This is a genomic window from Arthrobacter crystallopoietes BAB-32 (assembly GCF_000328305.2).
GTDB lineage: Bacteria > Actinomycetota > Actinomycetes > Actinomycetales > Micrococcaceae > Crystallibacter > Crystallibacter crystallopoietes_A.
In genome coordinates, this window is sequence record NZ_ANPE02000079.1 from 1 (window position 1) to 20,381 (window position 20,381).

At 61.9% G+C, this 20,381-nt stretch carries 15 protein-coding genes, 1 tRNA gene and 1 pseudogene; 10 read left to right on the forward strand and 7 right to left on the reverse strand.

Annotation, left to right across the window (positions count from 1 at the left end; all coding sequences use genetic code 11):
- Window positions 1-312: 312 nt before the first annotated feature.
- Window positions 313-2,409, reverse strand: coding sequence for an acyltransferase family protein (locus tag D477_RS04870; RefSeq protein WP_150110006.1), 2,097 nt, complete (start codon window positions 2,407-2,409; stop codon window positions 313-315).
- Window positions 2,410-2,625: 216 nt separating this feature from the next.
- Here D477_RS04870 and D477_RS04875 point away from each other — a divergent pair, with 216 nt between their 5' ends.
- The 3 genes from D477_RS04875 to D477_RS04885 all read left to right on the forward strand — a co-directional run bounded on the left by D477_RS04875 (window position 2,626) and on the right by D477_RS04885 (window position 5,419).
- Window positions 2,626-3,087, forward strand: a complete 462-nt coding sequence (locus D477_RS04875; RefSeq protein WP_005267784.1) for an adenylyltransferase/cytidyltransferase family protein — start codon at window positions 2,626-2,628, stop codon at window positions 3,085-3,087.
- Between the two features lie 62 nt (window positions 3,088-3,149).
- The gene (locus D477_RS22200) at window positions 3,150-3,572 is read left to right on the forward strand and encodes a hypothetical protein (protein ID WP_005267785.1); all 423 of its coding nucleotides are present in this window, start codon (window positions 3,150-3,152) and stop codon (window positions 3,570-3,572) included.
- The gene (locus D477_RS04885) at window positions 3,569-5,419 is read left to right on the forward strand and encodes a glycosyltransferase (protein WP_005267786.1); all 1,851 of its coding nucleotides are present in this window, start codon (window positions 3,569-3,571) and stop codon (window positions 5,417-5,419) included. Before D477_RS22200 ends, D477_RS04885 begins: the two co-directional genes overlap by 4 nt.
- Here the strand turns inward: D477_RS04885 and D477_RS04890 are convergent.
- Complete coding sequence (locus D477_RS04890; RefSeq protein ID WP_005267787.1) at window positions 5,416-6,624, reverse strand: CDP-glycerol glycerophosphotransferase family protein; 1,209 nt, start codon at window positions 6,622-6,624, stop codon at window positions 5,416-5,418. The genes D477_RS04885 and D477_RS04890 overlap by 4 nt on opposite strands.
- A 153-nt stretch (window positions 6,625-6,777) precedes the next feature.
- On the opposite strand from D477_RS04890, the gene D477_RS04895 reads away from it, so the two are divergent.
- Both D477_RS04895 and D477_RS23825 read left to right on the forward strand, forming a co-directional pair.
- The gene (locus D477_RS04895) at window positions 6,778-8,307 is read left to right on the forward strand and encodes a stealth family protein (RefSeq protein WP_081608477.1); all 1,530 of its coding nucleotides are present in this window, start codon (window positions 6,778-6,780) and stop codon (window positions 8,305-8,307) included.
- Window positions 8,308-8,351: 44 nt separating this feature from the next.
- Window positions 8,352-11,786, forward strand: coding sequence for a CDP-glycerol glycerophosphotransferase family protein (locus tag D477_RS23825; RefSeq protein ID WP_005267789.1), 3,435 nt, complete (start codon window positions 8,352-8,354; stop codon window positions 11,784-11,786).
- On the opposite strand, the gene D477_RS04915 is transcribed toward D477_RS23825, so the two are convergent.
- Window positions 11,748-11,820: transfer RNA gene (locus D477_RS04915), tRNA-Arg, on the reverse strand. The two genes, D477_RS23825 and D477_RS04915, sit on opposite strands and share 39 nt — an antisense overlap.
- 196 nt (window positions 11,821-12,016) lie before the next feature.
- On the opposite strand from D477_RS04915, the gene D477_RS04920 reads away from it, so the two are divergent.
- The 3 genes from D477_RS04920 (at window position 12,017) to ettA (ending at window position 14,840) form a co-directional block, all read left to right on the forward strand.
- Window positions 12,017-12,598: a single-stranded DNA-binding protein gene (locus tag D477_RS04920; protein ID WP_005267790.1), complete on the forward strand. Its 582-nt coding sequence runs from the start codon at window positions 12,017-12,019 to the stop codon at window positions 12,596-12,598.
- Between the two features lie 149 nt (window positions 12,599-12,747).
- The gene (locus D477_RS04925; protein WP_237740709.1) at window positions 12,748-13,089 is read left to right on the forward strand and encodes a DUF6993 domain-containing protein; all 342 of its coding nucleotides are present in this window, start codon (window positions 12,748-12,750) and stop codon (window positions 13,087-13,089) included.
- A 68-nt stretch (window positions 13,090-13,157) separates the two neighbouring features.
- Window positions 13,158-14,840, forward strand: a complete 1,683-nt coding sequence (gene ettA / locus D477_RS04930) for an energy-dependent translational throttle protein EttA (RefSeq protein WP_005267792.1) — start codon at window positions 13,158-13,160, stop codon at window positions 14,838-14,840.
- Between the two features lie 91 nt (window positions 14,841-14,931).
- On the opposite strand, the gene D477_RS04935 is transcribed toward ettA, so the two are convergent.
- Window positions 14,932-15,834, reverse strand: a complete 903-nt coding sequence (locus tag D477_RS04935; RefSeq protein WP_005267793.1) for an acyl-CoA thioesterase — start codon at window positions 15,832-15,834, stop codon at window positions 14,932-14,934.
- Window positions 15,835-15,958: 124 nt separating this feature from the next.
- On the opposite strand from D477_RS04935, the gene D477_RS04940 reads away from it, so the two are divergent.
- Both D477_RS04940 and D477_RS04945 read left to right on the forward strand, forming a co-directional pair.
- Window positions 15,959-16,489, forward strand: coding sequence for an acyl-CoA thioesterase (locus D477_RS04940; protein WP_005267794.1), 531 nt, complete (start codon window positions 15,959-15,961; stop codon window positions 16,487-16,489).
- A gap of 4 nt (window positions 16,490-16,493) precedes the next feature.
- Window positions 16,494-17,165, forward strand: a complete 672-nt coding sequence (locus D477_RS04945) for a hypothetical protein (RefSeq protein WP_043845699.1) — start codon at window positions 16,494-16,496, stop codon at window positions 17,163-17,165.
- Here the strand turns inward: D477_RS04945 and D477_RS23165 are convergent.
- From D477_RS23165 to D477_RS04960, 3 genes and pseudogenes are all read right to left on the reverse strand, one after another.
- Window positions 17,162-17,485 (reverse strand): globin, encoded by a 324-nt coding sequence (locus D477_RS23165; protein ID WP_052510691.1) that lies wholly within the window; start codon window positions 17,483-17,485, stop codon window positions 17,162-17,164. The two genes, D477_RS04945 and D477_RS23165, sit on opposite strands and share 4 nt — an antisense overlap.
- Before the next feature lie 290 nt (window positions 17,486-17,775).
- Entirely contained in the window at window positions 17,776-18,261 is a 486-nt protein-coding gene (locus tag D477_RS04955; RefSeq protein WP_005267797.1) for an OsmC family protein, read from the reverse strand.
- An 8-nt stretch (window positions 18,262-18,269) separates the two neighbouring features.
- Window positions 18,270-20,269: pseudogene (locus D477_RS04960) on the reverse strand (DUF6541 family protein).
- Window positions 20,270-20,381: the final 112 nt, after the last annotated feature.

Below are 20,381 nucleotides of genomic sequence, written 5' to 3' on the forward strand. Positions count from 1 at the left end.
TGAGGACTTCTTCTCGATTCTCGATACGTCGAAGGTGTCCAAAACGTCTGTCAATTCGGCTGACGTCATAACGCTCGACTGGAAACTCGTATCCGCGCGGGCTGCATTGCCGCGTAGCTTGAGCAATTTCGATGATTTGCTGGAAGCCTTCCCGCAGACTTGGTAGTAGGTTCCAGGAGCCACGGCCGGGAAGCGTTGGGTCCGCGGCAAAGCCTGTACCAAGCAGCGTCGGCGGTGTGACCCGACAAATCCGCCGCCCGGCGGGCAATTGCCCGCCGGGCATCCCTCCTCGATGCTGCTGGGTTCCTTCGGTTACCCCTGGAGAGCGGACGTAATTTTCTGTTCCAGGAAGGGAGCCAGGGTCCTGGCATAGGCAGTTGTCAGGTGGGACCCGTCGAAGTAGGTAATGAGGCCACCGTTGACGCCGTAGCATCTGCCATCCCGGCACAACAGCTCCGTGAGGTCAGCGACACTGATGTCGGCATCTCCAAGAGCGTCCGCTGCCTCGGCCATCGGATCAGGCTTCAGCCAGGAATCGCTTAAGCCCGAACATACGTCGGTGCGGTCAGGGTTTTCGGCGACACAATCCGGTATGGACGGAATTTCAGTCTTCGGATAGGGAGTATCCCGCAGGACCAGGACGTTCGTTCCGTTGTCGGCCCAGTCTTTCAGATAACTCGAGTAGCCATCGAACGCCAGTTTCTTCTGCTCGCTGGCTGAACCGCCTCCCTGCAAGGGAATGGAGAGCTGGGATGAGATGACCAGGTCAAACTTGTCGCCGGAAGTTGCCTCTTGGGCCCAGTCACCGAGCTCGGTGCAACCAGCCGTCTTCGCCGGAGTATCAAATTTAACTTTTGCATCCGTGAAATTGCATGCGCTGGCGAGAAAGGTGGTAATCGTCCAATCCCGGTCTTTTGCGATTTCCTGGAGCGCCGGTAGCCAGTGTCCGGCGTGGGAGTTTCCTACCAGGGCTATTTCAGTATCACCATCGCCGTAGGTACAGGTGACTCTGCTTCCGAAAGGCGGATGATTCCAGCAGCCGTCGGCATAGGCGGCAGGCTTGTCCTCCTTCGCCACGGCGGGATCGGTGAGTATTTCTTGATTGCTGCCGCAGTCCGGATCGGCCAACGCCGCAGCACCAAGGCAAGCAGAGCCGCTGTTCGTCTCGGCAGCAAGACGCTCATCAGCACGCAGGGAGCGCTGCCCAACCTCGACTAACTGCAGACTCCCAATGATTACCAAAACGATCATGCCGCCAACGGCGAACCTATATGTCGAAGCCGTCCTTCGGAACCAACCGGCCGATCGTGCTTTGTCTTCAACGAGGGTTTTCGTCGCTGCCGCGAGCAGGAGGGAAAGGGCCAGTATGGCCAATTTGCCGGCCAGGCCGATCTCGTCGCCGGCGGCGAAGGGTGCCAGCACGATCAGGGGCCAGTGCCACAAATAGATGGAGTAGGACACGCCGCCTAGCCATTGGATGGGTTTCGCCCGCAGGAATGTTGTCGGAGAACCCGATGCCGTCGAATTAGCGCCAATGACCAACACTGTTGCCACGACGGGCAAGAGGGCGGCATATCCAGGAAAGGCTGTCTCGCTGGTAAAGGCGGTTCCAGCAGCAACAATGCCTGCAATGCCTATCCAAGCCATGCCGGCCCGCAGCCGCGGATGGAAACTGTAAATCCGGTTGCCGGCCAGCGCGATTAGTCCGCCAAGACCGAGCTCCCAGATCCGCGTCGGAGTGATGAAGTAGGCACTTCCGGGTTCGGCGGCTGTGGCGGCGACGGAATAGGCGAAGGACGCGACCACTGTGGTCAGCAACGCCGCGAACAAGGCAGACTTCTGACGCCACCTGGTCCGCCTGGTCAGCCAGACTACTGCCGCTATCAGAAGTGGCCAAAACAAATAGAACTGCTCTTCGACCGACAGCGACCAGAAATGCTGGACAGGCGTCTGGGCGTTCTCGGCTGCCAGGTAATCGACAGAACTTCCCGCCAGAAGCCAGTTCTGCACATAGAGTCCCGAGGCGATTACCTCCTTGGCGATCTGCGCCCATTGAGTGGATGGAGCGACGAGCCGCGCCGCAATGCTGGTTGCCAGCAGGACAAGGAATGCCGCTGGCAGGAGGCGCCTGATCCGGCGCGCCCAGAACCGGCCTAGATCTCGCCAGGATACCGGGGGTTGCCGAACTAGATGAGAGGTGATCAGGAAGCCGGAGATCACAAAGAAGACGTCCACGCCCACATACCCGCCATGGAGGTGGTCCGGCCATAGGTGATAGAGAACTACCAGGGCGACTGCCACAGCCCGAAGACCCTGTATGTCCAAACGGAAGCCGGACTCGACATTTTGACGTTTCGACAGAGTCTCCATTGCAGAGGGTGCGGGGGATGTGATTGCGATTTCTCCCATCAATCGACGTCAGTCGCCGGAGGTATCCGGTACTCTCTCCTGACTTATCGTTTACCCAATGTTCATTTACACGATAGAGGGTTCAGGGGCTGTGAGCGCAATTGCCTCCCTGCCTGTTCCGGACGATCGCGATTTGTTCAGGCAGGTCGCTTCTTGGGACTGCCCTAGACTGAACTGTAGGTAAACACCAGCTGAAGCAAAGGTCTGTGGTAGCACGTGGGCAAGACGGTCCTCACATATGGAACATTCGATCTCTTCCACATCGGACATCTGAACATCCTGAAACGTCTTAGTGCACTCGGTGATCGGCTTATCGTGGGCGTTTCGACTGACGAATTTAACGCAATCAAGGGTAAGAAGCCTGTGGTGCCCTTTGAACAGCGCATCGAGATTGTCCGGTCCATCCGCTATGTCGATGAGGCGATTCCCGAAGACCGGTGGGAGCAGAAACGTGAAGACATCGAAAAGTACAGTGTGGATGTTTTTGGGATCGGCGAGGACTGGAAAGGGAAGTTCGACGATCTTGGCGACAGGGTCGAAGTTGTTTACCTGCCGAGGACTTCCGGTATTTCCACCACGGAAATGAAGCGTGTCCTGAGCGCCTTCGACGAACGGCATGTCGAGGAGCTCAAACGGACCCTGGACAGCATCAGCCAGATCGTCAAGGAGCTCAGCTAGGGTCTGGGCAACTACCGAATGACGTCTTGACCCCAAACTGTAGGGTTGAGGACAGCAGACAGGTGTCCGGCGCCACTTTGATGGCCTATCGCGAGAAAGACTTGGGTATACGGATGTCCGGCGATTTCGAATTTGCCAAAGCCCGCATTACCGCAGCAGGGGAGCTGATTCTGACGGGCACAGTCTGCCTGCCGGAAGGCGGGAATGCGGTGTCGGCGTCGTTCGTCGTCGTTGGCAGGAAAACGCAAATTGAGACAATATTCCCGGCCGAGTGGAGCGAAGGCAGGCAGCCGCTGGAGGTCACTGGGAGGATCCCGCTTCAGGCACTGGAACTGGAAGGCGAAACGTTAGCCAATGTCTACTTTGTCAGTGACGGCTCCGATCGGGAGAATCGCGCCAGAGTTGTATGGGATCCAGAGGCCGTCCACTGGCTTCCATACCCCACGAAGTTCGGCAACCTCAGCCTGAAAAGGATGGAATCTTGAGCGGTACAGACTCCGTGGCCAGGCCGCTGCTGCCGGCCATGAAGTATTTCATGGTGTTGTGGGGCATTGCCGACAATTTCGGCGGCATGACCACGATGAGCCTTCACCGTGCGGGTGCTTTTGGCGAAGCGGGACGGTCGGCCACCGTCGTAACTTTTGATCCCAAACCCAGCTATGAGGCGACCACCAAACGGCTGCGTGTCCAAGGCAAGCTTGCCGAAGACGCGAAAGTGGTCAACGTCTTCCAGCACTATCGCACTGCCGACGCCGGCAGCGTGGGCGGCCCGGCACCGGTCAAGGTGCCCGAAGACGAAGGGGAACGCGGGCTGCCGGGAGTAGTGCTGGATCCTGCCGGCAGCATCTTCTCCCGCACCTTTTTGCGTCCGGACGGAACCACCGTAGCGGCCAGGCATTTTTACCGTCCGGACGGGTCGGAGTACCTTCGGGATGAGGCGCCGCAAACCACGGCCGGCATCTCCAAGGGGCGCTTTCTGACCCTGGTCGATGAATCTGGTGCTGACGTGGCTCAGTGGCGGAGGGCCGGGGACTTTTACCGGTTCTGGATGGCGGACCTTGCGGCGGGCCAGCCTGCTGCCTTCATCGTGGACAGTTCATTTGCCAGCTCCGTCGTCGCACCGTTGGAGCGGCCCAACATCATCAAACTCATGGTGTTGCACAACAGCCACATCTCCGGAGGCGGAAACCCGTTCCTGGGCAAGCTTGCCGCAGGACAGCGACGCATCCACGAGAACAGCCTTGCCTGGGACGGGCTGGTGTTCCTGACGCACAAACAGCGCCAGGACTACGAGGCACGCTTCGGGACTTCCTCTAACCTCTTCACGGTCTCAAACCCCAAACCCAGAGCGGCCGCCCTGCCCGATTTTGCATACCGGGTGCCGGGACGCGGCGTCATGGTCTGCCGTCTGGAGGCCCAGAAGAACGTTCCGCACGCCATCGACGTCATGGCACGGGTCCACCAGGAGCGGCCGGAGGTGACACTGGATATCTATGGAACCGGCTCGTTGCGCGAGGAATTGCAGGAAAAAATCGACCTGCTCGGTCTCAGGAACGTCGTCCGTCTGCACGGCCACACTCCCAATGCTGCCGACCAGTTCGAGACGGCGCGGTTCTCTCTGCTGACCAGCCGGAACGAGGGGCAGCCGCTGTCCCTGATGGAAAGTTTGGGACGCGGCTGTCCGCCGATTGCCTACGACATCCGTTACGGACCCAGCGACGTCATCGAGGATGGAGTCAATGGGTTCCTGGTGCCGGCACAGGACGTCGGAGCCGCCGCCGCACGCACCATCCAAATGTGCGACGACGACGACTTGGCGCGCCGGATGGGGGAGGCGGCGTGGGAGCGCAGCGAGCGGTTCTCTGATGAAGCTGTTGTTGCACAGTGGGCCCGGACCATCGAAGGAGCCTGGAACCAGCGGACTGATCGACTCGTACTGAACGACCTGGACTTCCGTCTTAGCGAGCTCTTCTACACAGCAGCTGGTGGCTTTGGGCTGGCCGGCGACGTGGTGTGGAGCCAGCAGTCCGGGCCCCCTGCCGAGAACGTGTTGAAGGCCAATCTGGTCGTCGGACGGCGCTCCGGAGGGGCTCCCGCTTTCTATCCCATGGAAATCGTCGGGAAGGGGCCGGGCCTTCTGAGCCTTGAAGCCGAGATGACTGCGGATGACATCGCCAACGGAGTACCTGATGACAATAACGAGCTTGATATTTTCCTGCAGATCCATGGCAACAATGTCCTGAAATCCGTTCGGATCGGCTTTCCCGGGAAGAGTCCTTCATGGAAACCGTTCGCGACGGCACATGCGGCGATGAGCCTGAAGCTCGTTTAGGTTGGGCGGCTGGCCTCCGCCAAGGCCTTTTCGACCGCGTCGATAAAGCGTCTGGTACTAGCTCCGGGAGCGATGTCACCGAAGTGCCGGTCGATCAGAGCAAGCTGCTCCTGACCGACCGGTTGCGCCAAGAGCTCGCGCAGTTTGGATGGGACAAGGCGGCTGTCACGAGCGTTCAGCAAAGGGACGACGGCGGCAATTCCGTTTTCGTCCACGGCGGCGTCGGGTTCCACAGGCCGGGTAACCAGTAGCGGCTTCCTGCGTGGCAGCCAGTCCATGGCCATGGCGGAAATATCGCAGATGCATATGTCCGCTTCGCCTATGGAAACGCTGAAGTCCGTCCGTGTATCCACATAATGACCCGCGGCAGGGTTCTTTGTCGCCGCAGCAGCAATCATGGAGGTGATTTGCCGGACAGCCTGGCGGTGTGCCGGCAAGCGCGACCCGCTTCGCGGGTGCGGTCGGAACACCAGACGGAACTGGCCGCTGGCGAGAATCGACTCGACGAGGGCGGTTCCGTGGGATACCAGTGAACCGTAGGCCATGGCTGGACGGTCCCCTTCCCAAGTTGGCGCATAAAGGACCGTTGGCCTGGCACCAGGGGCGAAGCCGGTGGCTGTGTCGGTATCGTCAAGTTGCGGCCTGCCGATTTCCACGAGGCTGCCGGGGCGCATGTTCCTGAGCGCTGTTTCTATCCGTCGGCGGGAAGCTTCACCTGCTATGAAGCAGTAGTCGTAGGCCTTCAACTGGTTGGAGGCCATCGAGACCTTGTCACTCTCGCCATGGCTGAGGTGGATGTGGACCAGCGACGTCAGCCTAAGGACAGTAAAGTTCGCCTGATTATTGTTGACGTAAAAGACCACGCGGGAGCCGTGGGTTCTGATGAACTTTTCCACTTGGCCAATGCCTGTGGCCAAATAAACCGGGAGCGGTGAGTCCTCCAGCAAGGCAGCGGCAGTGGAGGGCCGATGGCATAGCACGGCGACAGGATGCTGTTGTGCGAGCCGTGACATTGGCCCGAACCACTGGCGTACCTGGTACGCGCTGGAAGAATCGTCCGCGAAGTAGATAACGGCGTCGTACTCCTGACCCGAAGGCGGCGTGGCCGCCGCCAACTGCCGCCGCACCTTGCGCTCCAGGCGGAGGTTGGATGCGTGGTCGGCGAAGACTTTCAGAGCACGCCGGATCTGCTCGGTACGCGGCACGGGGGACTCCTGTCGACGTGGTTTGCGGTGCAATCCAGCTTAACGAATGCCGCGGACGACGTGCTGCTTATGCTTTTCCTGGTGTGACCTCGGCGGTTGCTAGACTGAGACATCCCTTCACTGCCTTCAGGGGGCCAGCGCAGAGAGGAGCGTATGATCGCAGGATTGAACGGGAGGATCGCCCGTCGTCTGCCTCAACCGGTCCTCCGGGCAGCGTTCGACCTTCTGGAAAACCGTACATCCGTCCAACGTTCAATATCCGGGCAGCTTGGCAGGATCCGCGCCGGCCAGGCTTGGGCGGGTCTGGACCCGTGCTATGTTTCCTTGCGCTCAGGGCGCACCAGTGTCCTTGCTCGGACGGTACACCGTTTTTCGGCTGTTGAGGCCGCCGCGGAGAATGCTGCGTTTGCTTCCGCGGCGGCCGAGTCCGCAGGTGTTCCATACCGGATCGAAGCGGATGCGCCCCGACACGGCCTGCGTCTTGTCGCCGCCGCTCAGGACCTTCGTCTCATCGAGCGCGAGCTGACGCGCCAGGGCATCCAGCGGCCGCTCTACATGACCGGCGGAAACGCGGGCGACGCTATGCTGGTGCGGAACGGATCATCTGACCAGGGAGTGCCGGACGTATTCGAATACCTTGCTGCCGAACGGCTGATCCTGGCAGGTCCGGAGCTTGCCTGCAGACTCGTGGCTGCCGGAGCAGAACGGACGCACCCCGGCTTGGCTGAAGTTCTCCAACCTGTGGACCTCGTCTATACGTGGGTGGACGGTAGCGACCCCGAATGGATGCGGGAACGCGATCGAGCCTGGGCAAGGATCCATCCGGAAGAGGTGAATCCATACGCTGCCAACGCGGAGCGCTACCGGAACCACGAGGAACTGCGCTACTCGCTGCGTTCAGTCGACTACTTTGCTCCCTGGATCAACCACATTTACCTGGTTACTGCCGGTCAGGTCCCCGGGTGGCTTAATTGTGCCAACTCCCGGATCACGGTCGTCGACCACCGGGAGATCTTCCCGGCGGATGCCCTGCCAACATTCAATTCCCACGCGATCGAGGCGAGGCTGCATCGCATTCCCGGATTGAGCGAGCACTTCCTGTATTTGAACGATGACGTGTTCTTCGGCCGGCATGTTGGACCGGAGCGGTTTTTCCACGGGAACGGGCTGCCGAAGTTCTTTCAATCCGAGAACCGCATCCCGGCAGGAGAAGTTTCGATCGCGGACCTGCCGGTGGATAGTGCGGCCAAACGGAACAGGCAACTGCTGCAGCACAAATTCGGCAGGACCGTTGAGTTCAAATTCAAGCACGCGGCACATGCGCAGCGAAGGAGTACCCTGCAACGGATTGAGGAGGAGTTCCCGGCGGAGCATGCAAACACGACCCATTCGCGTTTCCGGAATCCGCAGGACATTTCCATCCCATCCTCGCTTGCACACTATTACGGCTTTGCCACCGGAGCGGCCGTTGCCGGTACGATTTCCTACCGCTTTTGCGACATCTCCGAGCCCGACGCGCTGGTAAAACTGCTGCGGCTGCTTCGCGACAGGAGCGCCGACGTTTTCTGCCTGAACGAAACGGGGCCATCGGCGCTCGACTGGGAACGGCTGGACAGGATGCTGGAGGACTTTCTCGAGGCATATTTTCCGGTGCCCAGTTCGTTCGAACGTGGATCTGAATGAATACGCCGGCATTTATCTCGAGGGCGAAGATGAAGGCCGGGAGGATGCTGAATCCAGGATCGGGTTCCGTCCGACGGGAGCTGCGCAGGCTTTCCATAGTGCAGTCTGGCCCACGCGTCAGCATCGGGGTCACGGTCGCCAACAGCTTGACCCCGATCAGTATCTGGGCGCTTGAGGAGAACAACCAGTGGGTTCATCTGGCCGATTTCGCCCCTGCCGTGCAACAGAAGCACGGTCAGGCTCGTACAGCGGAGGCCGCGTACGAGGCGGATCTTAACCTAGTCGAGCTCGCGCGGGAACTGCCTCCCCGGGCGGAGGGCGAACAAGGTGCCACGCTGACACTGTTCATCGAGTTCTCAGCCGCCGCAGCGGATGTTCCGTGGTACAGCCGCGACATTAGTTGGGGCGCTGCTGTACAAGGGCTGAGCTTCGCGGAGTTCAGGCAGCTGGGCGAAGTTCAGGGGCCGGGTTCCGCGAGCTGCCGGGCAAAGCTGGGTCTGGGCCGTTTCCTGAGGACCGATACTGGTGCCTTTGAGCCGGTTGAAGCCGAGGAGAACCGAGCCGAGCTGTACATTAGCCGCAGGGGCTTCCTTACGCTGGCGATTAACCGAACGCTGAAGCCGTACAACGCCGTATACGTTCACCGCCTTCGGGTAGACGGCGGCGTTGTGGCCTTCACCGGACGGTTGGTGACGCGGCACGGCCAGGCCAGCCATGCCGCCCTCGTCTTGCTCGGCCGCGACAGTGGCTGCCGGTTCGTCTCTGCAGCGGACATTAGCCTGAATGAAAAAGCAACTGCCCGCCGCTTCGGCCTGCGCGAGTACACGTTCCAGACCAGGCTTGACCTCGGGGGCTACTCCGATGATCAGCTGGCCGAAGAAAGCATTTTGGATGCCTGGCTCGAGGTCTACAGCGGGGCCGCCGCCGACCCAGTCCGGACCCGGATCGGCAGGACCAAGTATGTCGCGCGTAAGCTGTCTCGTGCTGGCTGGCAGCAACGTGGCACCAAGACACTACTGCTCACGCCCTATTACACCTTCAAGGCCCAGAAGACCTGCTTCCACCTGGAGCTGCTGGACACGGCGACTTTCAACCACCTGAGGCGCCGCACACGAATCCCCCTCCAGCCGCAGCGGTTTCCCGGAAGCAAGCCCGTGTGGCTGGTGGGCGAGCGGCCCTACAAAGCGCAGGACACCGGACTTCACTTCTTCCGGTACTTGCGGACTAAGCATCCGGAGATCGACGCGTACTACGTGATCGACCCGAAGTCGCCTGAACGCCGCAATCTCGACGGCCTGGGGAACGTGGTCGCATTTGGATCGCGGCACCATTTCGACCTAGCCCTGCGGGCTGAACGCTTTATTGGCTCGCATCATCCCGATTTCCTGTATCCGACCTGGATGCCGCAGTTCCGGCGCGCGGCTGGAGGCATCAAGGTGTTCCTGCAGCACGGGGTCATGGGGACAAAATGGATGGTTCCAAATTATGGCAAGAAGGCCCCAGGGTTTGACACAGATCTGTTCATTGTCAGTTCCGAGCGAGAAAAAGAATACATAGTCGACGACTTCGGTTATCCGGCCAAAGATGTCGTCGTCACAGGGCTTTCCCGGTTCGACGCGCTGTTCGCCGGCGATGTCGAGGTCAAGAAGAACCAGATACTGGTCATACCCACTTGGCGGGACTGGCTATTCCTCCCGGAGCTGTTTACGGAATCGGAATACTTCCAAACCTGGAGCGGCTTGCTCCACGACGAACGCCTGCGGACGCTTGCGACAGAACACAATGCCGAGATCGTCTTCTGTCTGCACCCGAACATGCAGCAGTATCGAAGTTACTTCGCCGATGCCCCTGCCCGGGTCATCTCCCAAGGGGAAATCGATGTACAGCACCTGCTCAAGGAAAGCGCTGTCCTGGTCACGGACTACTCTAGCGTCGGCTTCGACTTCAGTTTCCTTGACAAGCCGGTCCATTACTTCCAATTCGACCGGGAGCGTTTCCTCGGTCCCAAGGGATCGCATCTGGACCTGGACGCTGAACTGCCCGGTCGCATCTCCTTCAACGCGCAAGCACTGCTGGCCGGCCTCGAACAGACGCTGGATTCCGGCTGTACCGTGCCGGACGAGTATGTACGGCGTTCCCGCCGGTTCCTTAAGTTCAAGGACCGCAGCAACTCCGCCCGCATCTTTGAAGCGGTTCGCGACGCGAAACCGGCAACATCAAGGATCCGCAGGATCATCGACCCGGAGCTGGGGGAACGGCTCTTCGGCAAGTATCGGCGCAGCCGGTTCTATTTCCCTTCTATGCGCCGCTTTTATGCTGCCGCACGCCGCCTGCCCATGGACGAAAACCTGATTGTCTTCGAGAGCGGGCTGGGGAAGCAGTATGCGGACAGCCCGAGGTACATTTACGAAGAACTGGTCCGGCGGAAGGACCCGCGCCGCAAGGTGTGGGTGTATACCGGAAAACTGCCGGTCAAAGACCCGAATACCAAGGTAGTCAAGCGGCTTTCGCCTCAGTACTACTGGTATCTTGCCCGCGCCAAGTATTGGGTCAATAACCAGAATTTCCCATACTACATCCGGCGTCGTTCCGACGGCATCATGGTCCAAACATGGCACGGCACTCCGTTGAAGCGAATGCTGCATGACCTGAACTCAGTGCACGGCCGGGACGAATGGTATCTGGATCGGGTCAGCCAGGCGGTGAGGCAATGGAGCGTGCTGCTCTCGCCGAGTCCCTATGCCACAGCGGCTTTCCGCAGTGCCTTCCGGTTCCGCGGCCCGGTTTTGGAAACGGGCTATCCGCGCAATGACCCTGTCGCAGGGGAGGGCACAGCCGAGTTGGGCGCCGAAGTGCGGCGCCGACTCGGCATCCCGGAAGATAAGCGCGTGGTCCTCTATGCCCCGACGTTCCGGGATTCCCAGAGCAGCGGTGCAGGTCGTTTCCATTTCGAAATGCCCTTCGACCTGCAGGCATACCATGAGCGTTTCGGCACCGACACCATGCTGCTGTTGCGTATGCATGTGCTGGTCAGCGACAAGATCGCCATCCCCGACAGTGTCAGGGGATCCGTCATGGACGTATCAGGTTATCCGGAGATTCAGGAACTGTGCCTTGCCAGCGACGTTCTGGTCACCGACTACTCGTCAGTATTCTTCGACTACGCAATCTTGCGGCGTCCAATCGTCTTCTACGCCTATGACCTTGAGCTATACAGGGATACGCTTCGTGGCTTCTACCTGGATTACGGCACCGAATTGCCTGGCCCGGTGGTGGAATCGGAAGCGGACCTCCACGCAGCGCTGGAAGAGGCTTTGAAACCTGACGTGGTGCGGGAAGGCCGGCTGGCGGAATTTGCCGCGACTTACGCTCCGCACGACGACGGTCATGCGGCAGCACGGGTTGTGGACGATGTGTTCTTCCCTGCAGGGGATGTCCAGCGCCCCGGACAGGAATCGAACCTGCGACCAAGAGATTAGAAGGCTCCTGCTCTATCCGCTGAGCTACCGAGGCTTGGCGGAAACTCCGCCAGTCAGCAAGTTTAGCGTGATCGCCCGACTTTCCGGAAAGTGTTCGGCCCTGCCTCCACAGAGGCGTCACCGACATGGGTTGTCCACAGAACCGATAGCGGCGGGTCCCTATTGATACGCGAGCCAACAGACTGAAGGTGCCGGCAACACGGCCGGCCCGATAGAAAGAGGTCTGGAAGATGGCCGAGTACATTACGGTCCGGGGTGTTGTGGGGACGGAAATAGAAACAAGGCTCACGAACGGCGGCACGCAGACGGCGAACTTTCGGCTCGCTTCCTCTGAACGGAAGCTCGAAAACGACCAGTGGGTAGACAAATCCACCAATTGGTACCGGGTGGAGGCCTATCGCTATCTGGCCAACAACATCACGCACAGCCTCAAGAAGGGCGACCGCGTGATCGTGACCGGCAAGCTGCGGCTTCGCCAGTGGGTGCGCGATGATGGCCACCAGGTCACATCGCCGGAAATCGACGCCGAGTCCATCGGCCATGATTTGAAGTGGGGTACCGCGAAGTACAGCCGGAATACATCTACGCGGACTTCAGCGGCTCAAAACGCTGCTCCCGACAACTATCACGAGATGGAGCCCGACGGGAATGGACCCGCACTCCCGGTGACGGCTTTGGAGTATGGGACGCACATGCCCGATGAATACGACAGGGACCCCGGAGCGTTTGGCCACGGGGTGAAACGTTCGGGATATGAGGCTGGCGAGGCTGCGGACGTGGAGCGGACGGAACATGAAACAATGACGGCGTGACTCCACCCCTTCAAGCCTCAGTGCCCCCACGCCTGGTCCGCCTGATCTGTGTCTTAGCCGTCGGTATTGCTCTGGCCGCGTGCTCACCAGATTCCGGGCAACCCGGATCGGATACTACGGGAGCATCCGCCTCCGCTCCGGCACCATCGGTGCAGCCGGAGGCGGATGCTGGCAGGACGATCGCTGAAGCTCCTTCCGCCATCGAGGAAACTGAGCGTGAAGTGCGACGTGCGATGGAAAAACTGGCTGCGTCGTCGCCCAGGCCTTCCAGTGAACAAATGGTCAAGGCAATGACCGATGCCGGTTTGCCGGAGAATGCCGTCGAAGTTTCGGCCGACATTACCCCGACAGGACTGGCGGTCGATGCCATCGAAGCTGCTGCTCCGGTGGAGGACAGTTGCATCATCGGCCAGGTCCGTGACGGCGAGGTGGCAATTTCCGTCCTTCCGGTCCTCGATAGCGGGAAGTGCTTCGTCGGCGGAGGCGCTTAGGGAAGTCCGGGCAAATGCGGACGCCGTCGAATATGAGTTCCGGCTACCCAAGCACTAGCCTTAGGTGCATGGCGGAATTCATTTACACAATGACCAAGGCCCGCAAGGCCGTTGGTGACAAGGTCATCCTCGATGACGTGAGCATGTCCTTCTATCCTGGTGCCAAGATCGGCGTGGTCGGCCCGAACGGTGCAGGTAAGTCCACCATTCTGAAGATCATGGCCGGCCTGGATACGCCGTCGAACGGTGAAGCCAGGCTCAGCCCCGGCTACAGTGTCGGCATCCTGCTCCAGGAGCCGCCGCTGAACGAGGACAAGACCGTCCTGGGCAACGTCCAGGAGGGCGTCGGCGAGATCTACGCCAAAATCCAGCGGTTCAACCAGATCTCGGAAGAGATGGCCAGCCCGGACGCGGATTACGATGCGCTGCTCGAAGAGATGGGCAAGCTGCAGGAAGCTATTGACGCCGCTGACGCCTGGGATATTGATTCCCAGCTGGAACAGGCGATGGATGCACTGCGCTGCCCTCCGGGCGATGCGGATGTCAGCGTTCTCTCCGGTGGCGAACGCCGCCGTGTCGCGCTGTGCAAGCTTCTGCTGCAGAAGCCTGACCTGCTGCTGCTCGACGAGCCGACTAACCATCTCGACGCCGAAAGCGTCCTCTGGCTGGAACAGCACCTCAAGAACTACCCCGGGGCTGTCCTCGCAGTAACCCACGACCGTTACTTCCTGGACCATGTTGCCGAGTGGATTGCCGAGGTGGACCGCGGCCACCTCTACCCGTATGAGGGCAACTACTCGACCTACCTGGAAAAGAAGCGTGCGAGGCTGGAAGTCCAAGGCAAGAAGGACGCCAAGCTCGCCAAGCGGCTCACCGAGGAGCTGGACTGGGTCCGCTCCAATGCCAAGGGCCGGCAGACGAAGTCCAAGGCACGCCTTGCCCGCTATGAGGAAATGGCTGCAGAGGCTGAGCGAACCCGCAAGCTGGATTTCGAAGAGATCCAGATTCCGCCGGGTCCGCGCCTGGGACAGCTGGTTATTGAGGCCACGGACCTCAGGAAGGGCTTCGATGATCGTCAGCTGATCGACGGGCTTTCTTTTTCACTGCCGCGCAACGGCATTGTGGGCGTGATCGGTCCCAACGGCGTGGGTAAGTCCACTCTGTTCAAGACGATCGTGGGCATGGAGCCGCTGGATGGCGGAGAGCTGAAGATCGGTGATTCCGTCAAGATCTCCTATGTTGACCAGAGCCGGGCCGGGATCGACCCTGAGAAGTCGCTGTGGGAGGTTGTCTCCGGCGGCCACGACTACATCCAGGTCGGCCAGGTTGAGATGCCGTCCCGCGCGTACGTTTCAGCCTTCGGGTTCAAGGGCCCGGACCAGCAGAAGAAGGCCGGTGTGCTCTCCGGTGGTGAGCGGAACCGGCTGAACCTCGCGCTCACCCTGAAGCAGGGTGGAAACCTGCTGCTGCTCGACGAGCCGACGAACGATCTGGACGTGGAAACCCTGTCCAGCCTGGAGAACGCCCTGCTGGAGTTCCCCGGCTGTGCTGTGGTCATCTCCCACGACCGCTGGTTCCTGGACCGGGTTGCCACCCATATCCTCGCCTACGAGGGAACCGAGGAAGATCCGGCGAACTGGTACTGGTTCGAAGGAAACTTTGAGGCCTACGAACAGAATAAGATCGAGCGACTGGGCCCGGATGCGGCAAAGCCCCACCGCGTGACCCACCGCAAGCTGACCCGAGACTGAAAGCCAGCCAAGGGGTTGCAGCAGATAAGAGGAAGGGGCCGAACGGCAGGTGTGCCGTTCGGCCCCTTCCTCTTACGGAGCAAGAACCTAGCTAGACGTCCACAGCTTCAGTCGGTACGCGCATCATGCCCTCCTGCGCGACCGTTGCGACGAGCTCTCCGGCCCGGCTGAAGATGCGGCCGACGCCCAGGCCACGGGCGCCCGAGGCGCTGGGCGAGTTCTGGACATACAGCAGCCATTCGTCGGCGCGGAAGGGGCGGTGCCACCACATCGCGTGGTCAAGGCTGGCGAACTTCATTCCGGGGCTGATCCAGGCCACCCCGTGCCGCCGGAGGATGGGCTCCAGCAGTGTGTAGTCGCTCGCGTAGGCCAAAGCGGCGCGGTGCAGGTTGAGGTCATCGGGCAGTGGGCCCTTCGCCTTCATCCAGACCGCATTCGTGGGCTCCTTCTCGCCCTCGGCGCTGAGATACAGCGGACTCTGGACGTGGCGGATGTCGAAGGGGCGCTGGAACGCCCACTGCTGCGCGATCGGGTGGTCGAATTCGCCGAGCAGGTCGGCAGTGCTTGGCAGGGACTCGGGCTTGGGAATGCCAGCAGGAAATGCTTCCTGATGGTCCAGCCCCGGCGCGGGAGCCTGGAACGAGGCGATCATGGACAAGATCGGCACACCGTTCTGGTACGCATGCGTGCGCCGGGCAGAGAAGGACCGTCCGTCCCGCAGCCGCTGCACGCCGAACGTGATCGGTGCAGACGCGTCGCCGGGCCGCAGGAAATAGCCATGCATGGAATGGATATCGCGGTCATCGGAGACCGTGCGGACTGCGGCCAGAATGGACTGGGCAAGCACCTGGCCCCCGAAGACGCGCCCATGCGGCTGCGGCTCGGAGATGCCAACGAAGATCTCCTCATCCGTGTTCGCGCCGTCGGCGTCTGACAATTCGAGCAGCTTCAGCAAGGCTGCTATCGGATCAACGCGTTGCTCAGAAGCTGTCATCAAATCTCCTTGCGGTGTTACCCGGGGGTAATGGGCTGCTATCGAGCCTAGTTTCTCCAACAGGCCTGCTCAACCGTGCCCTGCGGGTTCGCGCGGGGAAAGAGGTTCTTGAGAGGATGGGGGCATGGTCCCCGCAATGCGTCTCCCGCTCCAGCTTCGCTTCGGCGATATCGACTCCTACGGCCATGTGAACAACGTGACCTTCTTGAGCCTGCTCGAGACTGCCAGGGTCCGACTGCATAACCAGACTTCGGCTAAGGGCACCATAGCCGACGCCGGCGGTCCGGCTTCCGGGGGCGAACTTGCGGATGATGGGCCGGAGGCATCGTTGCGGGTTCTGGCGGGCAGCGGGAACTTCACTTTGGTCGGACGGCAGGAGATCGAGTACCTGGCACCGCTGCACTACCGCGACGAGCCCGTGTACGTCCACGTGTGGGTGACCGGGGTCGGCCGTTCCAGTTTCGAGCTGGGCTATTCAGTCACCGAGGAGGACGAATCCACGGTTTACGCGGTCGCGGCCACGACGATGGTCCTTGTCAGCCGGGAGTCGGGCCGGCCGGTGGCACTGCCGGAGGCTTACCGCAGTTCGCTGGAACAGCACCTGGGTCCGGAAGTCCCGTTCCGGCGTCGTACTCATCAGGCTGCGGGGGCGTAGCGCTGTGGGACATCCTGAGCATTTGGTGCTGGCCGATCCGCAGGTCACAGCCGATTTCCGGACCTTTGTCAGCCGGGCGAGGTCGGTCAACGACGGTGCGGTGCACCTGCAGGCGTGGGACCAGGTGCTGGCAGCCTACGTCTCCATCATGAAGCCGGCCTTTTTGGGGGACGGCACGCCGACGATCCTGGGGCTTCGCACCATGATGCTCGGAGAGCGGGCGCAGGCCGAACTCACGGTTGCGCTGGGTGCAATGGCGGACCGGCTGGCGCGCATGGGCAGCAATGATGTGCTGTTGCCGGTCCCGCCGATGGAAGTGCGCGAGTCATGGACCGGCGTGCTCCCGCCGCGTTCCGGCTGGGTAGCGGAGGGAACCCTGGCTGCGGAGGCCTTGAATGAGGCGGCTGCGGCGGGGATCAGGGAAATTTCGCAGGCGGTCCCTGCCAATCCCGGCAAGGCAATCGTCGACAATGCCCGGAGTGCGGTATGGGGTCGGGACTTGGAGCTGCCTGCGGCGGATATTCCGGCCGGAGCTGCCTTCGCTGCCTTTTCGCTGGGATTTCTGGGGGAGGAGCCCGCGGCGGTGTTCCGCAATGGCCGGTGGCTCCGGGTCAGCACGCCACGCGGCCATGTGCTGGTGCGCCGGGCCGCGTCGCTGCACGAAAGAGCCGGCTAGGCGCTGTTCACCATGGAGTGGGCAGCGCGTTCGAAGTAATCCCAGAGGGTCTGCTCGTACAGCGGCGGAAGTTCCAGCGAGTCCACGGCCTTGCGCATGTGCCGCAGCCAGCGGTCACGGGCATCGAAATCCACCTTGAAGGGCTGGTGGCGCATCCGCAGCCGGGGGTGGCCCCGCAACTGGCTGTAAGTGCCCGGGCCGCCCCAGTACTGCTCGAGGAACATTCTCATCCGTTCGGCCGCCGGTCCCAGGTCTTCCTCCGGGTACATCGCCCGCAGAACCTCGTCTTCTGCAATGCCCTGGTAGAAAACGTCGACCAGCTTGGCGAAGGTTTCGTGGCCGCCGACGGCGTCGTAAAAGTTGTCCGTAAACTCCGGCTGGCTGAACGCTTGGCAGCCGAGGCAGACGGAGTCAGCGTGGCCAGCGGCCTGCCCAGTCCGTTGCGTCCCGTTCCATCGGCCGCAGCCGGCACGCTGCCGGACGCCGCCTGGCTTTCGGCAGGTTGCTGGTTGGTCATCATGCTCCTCGCAGGGTGTCGGTGCTGTCTCCCATTGTCCCAACCAGCCGCGGGGTCCTCCAATTCCCGTACGCACGCGCACAGGCCGGAGGTTCAGGACACGGCTTGTGCGGTGCGGATGGTTGGTTGGTGATGCACGGGAAAATTGACGGAGCGGGCGATGAAGCACAGCTTGTTGGCTTCGGCATGCAGCTGCCGCGCGAGGTCGGCTTGCTCACGATCGCTGATGGTCACGGTGGGGCGCAGCGTTGCGGAAGTCAGCTCCCCGCTTCCGTCGCGGTTCACGTGAAGGTTCGCCTCGGCGTCGTCCGTGTACTCGGTGACCACGACGCCGCGGTTCACGGCGACGTGGAGGTAGGAGAGCATGTGGCACTGCATCAGCGCGGTCAGCAGCAGCTGTTCCGGATTCCAGCGGTCCTTGTCGCCGTGGAAGACCGGGTCGGCAGTACCGGCAAGATCTGGCAGGCCCTGGGCGCGGATGATGTGGTCCCGACCGTAGCCGCGGTAGCTGGTTGTGCCTGCGCCGCGGTTGCCGGTCCACTGCAGGGAGACATGGTAGCGATGGTTGCTGAGGTCCATACACCCATTCAACCAGTCCCGAGGGGCGAGCGGCAGGCATCGATGCGGTAGAGTGCGGCGGTTCCCTGGGTATCGATGAGCTTGAAGCCCTGGGTGTAATCGGTCTCGTAGAATCCGGTCCACGCACGCTTCTTGAGCCTCTTATGGGCGGGATCCGCGTGGTCGGCGTACAAATAGTCCGCGCCGATGCGGTCCAGCGCCCGGCAAACCTCCGGGTCGGTTAGGATGTTCTGGAGATTGTGGCGGATGTACTCCTGGTCAGGAGTTCCTTTGCTGGCTACCAGCCGCGGAAAAACGACTTCGTGCCCGGTGAGAGCGTACAGGTGCGGCAGCCCGTTGAACGGATCCCCGATCACGATGGCATCGTCCGGCAGTTGCGCGTCGAGGGAGCGCATGAAGTCCTCTTCACCGGCAGTCAGCGAGCGGCCTTGCGGGCGCGGCTCCACGGAGTAGGGCGCCTCCACCGCGTTGTAGCGCTGTTGGTAGCGGAACTCGCCCGAGGCCGGATAGATGGCCGCCACCGCAGCGATACCAATGAGTGCCGCAGCCAAGTGCTTCCGCCCCGACGTCCGCTGCAGGGCCTCGAAAGGCTTCGCCAGCAGCCTGCCGGCCAAGGCCAGGGCCAGGGCGGCGAAGACGGCGCCGACCATCAGCACGAGCGGCAGGATTCTGGCCGGCTCTTTGTACCAGAAGCCGGACAGCCATCGGAAGGGCTTCTCGTCCCCGGCGGCCAGCACGAAGATGATGGCTGCGACCAGCATGCCGGCCACGGCGGGCCTGGCGCGTTTGCTCCAGAGCGCGATCACGGTGCCGGCGACCATCAGGATCCCGATGAGGTAGTTGTAGGCCCCCGGAACCGAGAACGTATGGCCCGGCTGGTTCGGCAGATCGAACACGGCCCAAAGGATCGCGTCCTGCCACGGGGCGTAGGGATTGCGCTGATAGTTGATCATCCCCTCGAGCACATTCGAGTGCGTCAGGAACAGCGCTATGCCAACGACGAACCCTATGGTCGCGGCGGTCCAGGCCCCGCCGCGGATCCAGCCGCGACGCCATTCGTGACGGAGAGCCAGAACGACGAAGCGGATCATGTAGGCACCGCCCAGCGCGAGCAGCGCGAACAGGGCGGAGGGATGGATCCAGATGGTGCCGGTGGTAGCGACGAGCAGCGCCAGCAGATCGGTGCCGAGACGGCGCGAGGCTCCGGGCTGTTGGCGGCGGCGGAACTGCATCTCGATCCCCAGGGCCAGCACCGCCGGGACGAGCGCGGTTGCGAACCCGTTGGGCCACTGGCCCTTGGTGCCGAGCTGGAGGTAGGGGAAGGCGACCAGCGCCGATCCGACCAGCGGCGCCAGCACCATCACGGCCGGCAGCTGCGGGAACAATGCCCGGCCGAGGTACGCCAGCGAAACGGGCCAGACGATGGCGGCGATGACGAGGCAGGCGACGTTGCCCGCAACGATCACGTCTCCCGGTGCGAGCGAGACAAGGGCGTGCCAGCCCGAGGGGTAGAACGACGGCGGTCCATCGTCGAAGATCGGCAGGATGCTCCACGGGCTCGCCTGGCCGCTGTCCTTGATCCATTGGAGGGCATTGGCGTGGTAGGTGGGATCCAGGCCTGGGAGACCCGATCAGGCCGGCCGATTCCGGCCATCATCGTGGCAGCGATGACCACTCCGGCGACGGCCAGCGTGCCAAGAGCCAGCAGCTTGACCGGCGCCGGCACGGGGTGCTCCGGCTCCAGGGCCGGCGGACGGATCCAACGCCCGAGCAGGAAGGCGGCGGCTGCTGCGAGGATCGTGGCGGCGGCAGCGCTGATCGGCGTCCACTCGATTCCGGTGGCCAGGCAGGCCATGGTGCCCGCGGCGGCCACGGCGGCCGAAGCGGCTGGTGCCAGGGCAATGGCTGCCAGCAGCGGCAGGCGCAGGCCCGAGAGGACCAACAAGCCCGGCACGTAGAAGCTCGCCAGGACTGCCAAAGCGGGCCAGAGCGCATCCGGCCACGTCATCGGGAGCGTTCCTTCCGGTCATCCGGGGATGGCTGCACGCGCGGCTGGACCTGCCGGGATCGAAGGACGTCCACACTGCACAGTGTAGGCAGAACTTGCCTGCCGGAAAGGA

Bases quoted from the DNA above. Each gene is read 5' to 3' on its own strand.
- D477_RS04920 (WP_005267790.1), top strand. From the start codon at position 12,017: ATGGCCGAGTACATTACGGTCCGGGGTGTTGTGGGGACGGAAATAGAA.
- D477_RS04870 (WP_150110006.1), bottom strand. From the start codon at position 2,409: ATGGGAGAAATCGCAATCACATCCCCCGCACCCTCTGCAATGGAGACT.
- D477_RS04940 (WP_005267794.1), top strand. From the start codon at position 15,959: ATGGTCCCCGCAATGCGTCTCCCGCTCCAGCTTCGCTTCGGCGATATC.
- D477_RS04955 (WP_005267797.1), bottom strand. From the start codon at position 18,261: ATGGACCTCAGCAACCATCGCTACCATGTCTCCCTGCAGTGGACCGGC.
- D477_RS04935 (WP_005267793.1), bottom strand. From the start codon at position 15,834: ATGACAGCTTCTGAGCAACGCGTTGATCCGATAGCAGCCTTGCTGAAG.
- D477_RS23825 (WP_005267789.1), top strand. From the start codon at position 8,352: ATGCTGAATCCAGGATCGGGTTCCGTCCGACGGGAGCTGCGCAGGCTT.
- D477_RS04895 (WP_081608477.1), top strand. From the start codon at position 6,778: ATGATCGCAGGATTGAACGGGAGGATCGCCCGTCGTCTGCCTCAACCG.
- ettA (WP_005267792.1), top strand. From the start codon at position 13,158: ATGGCGGAATTCATTTACACAATGACCAAGGCCCGCAAGGCCGTTGGT.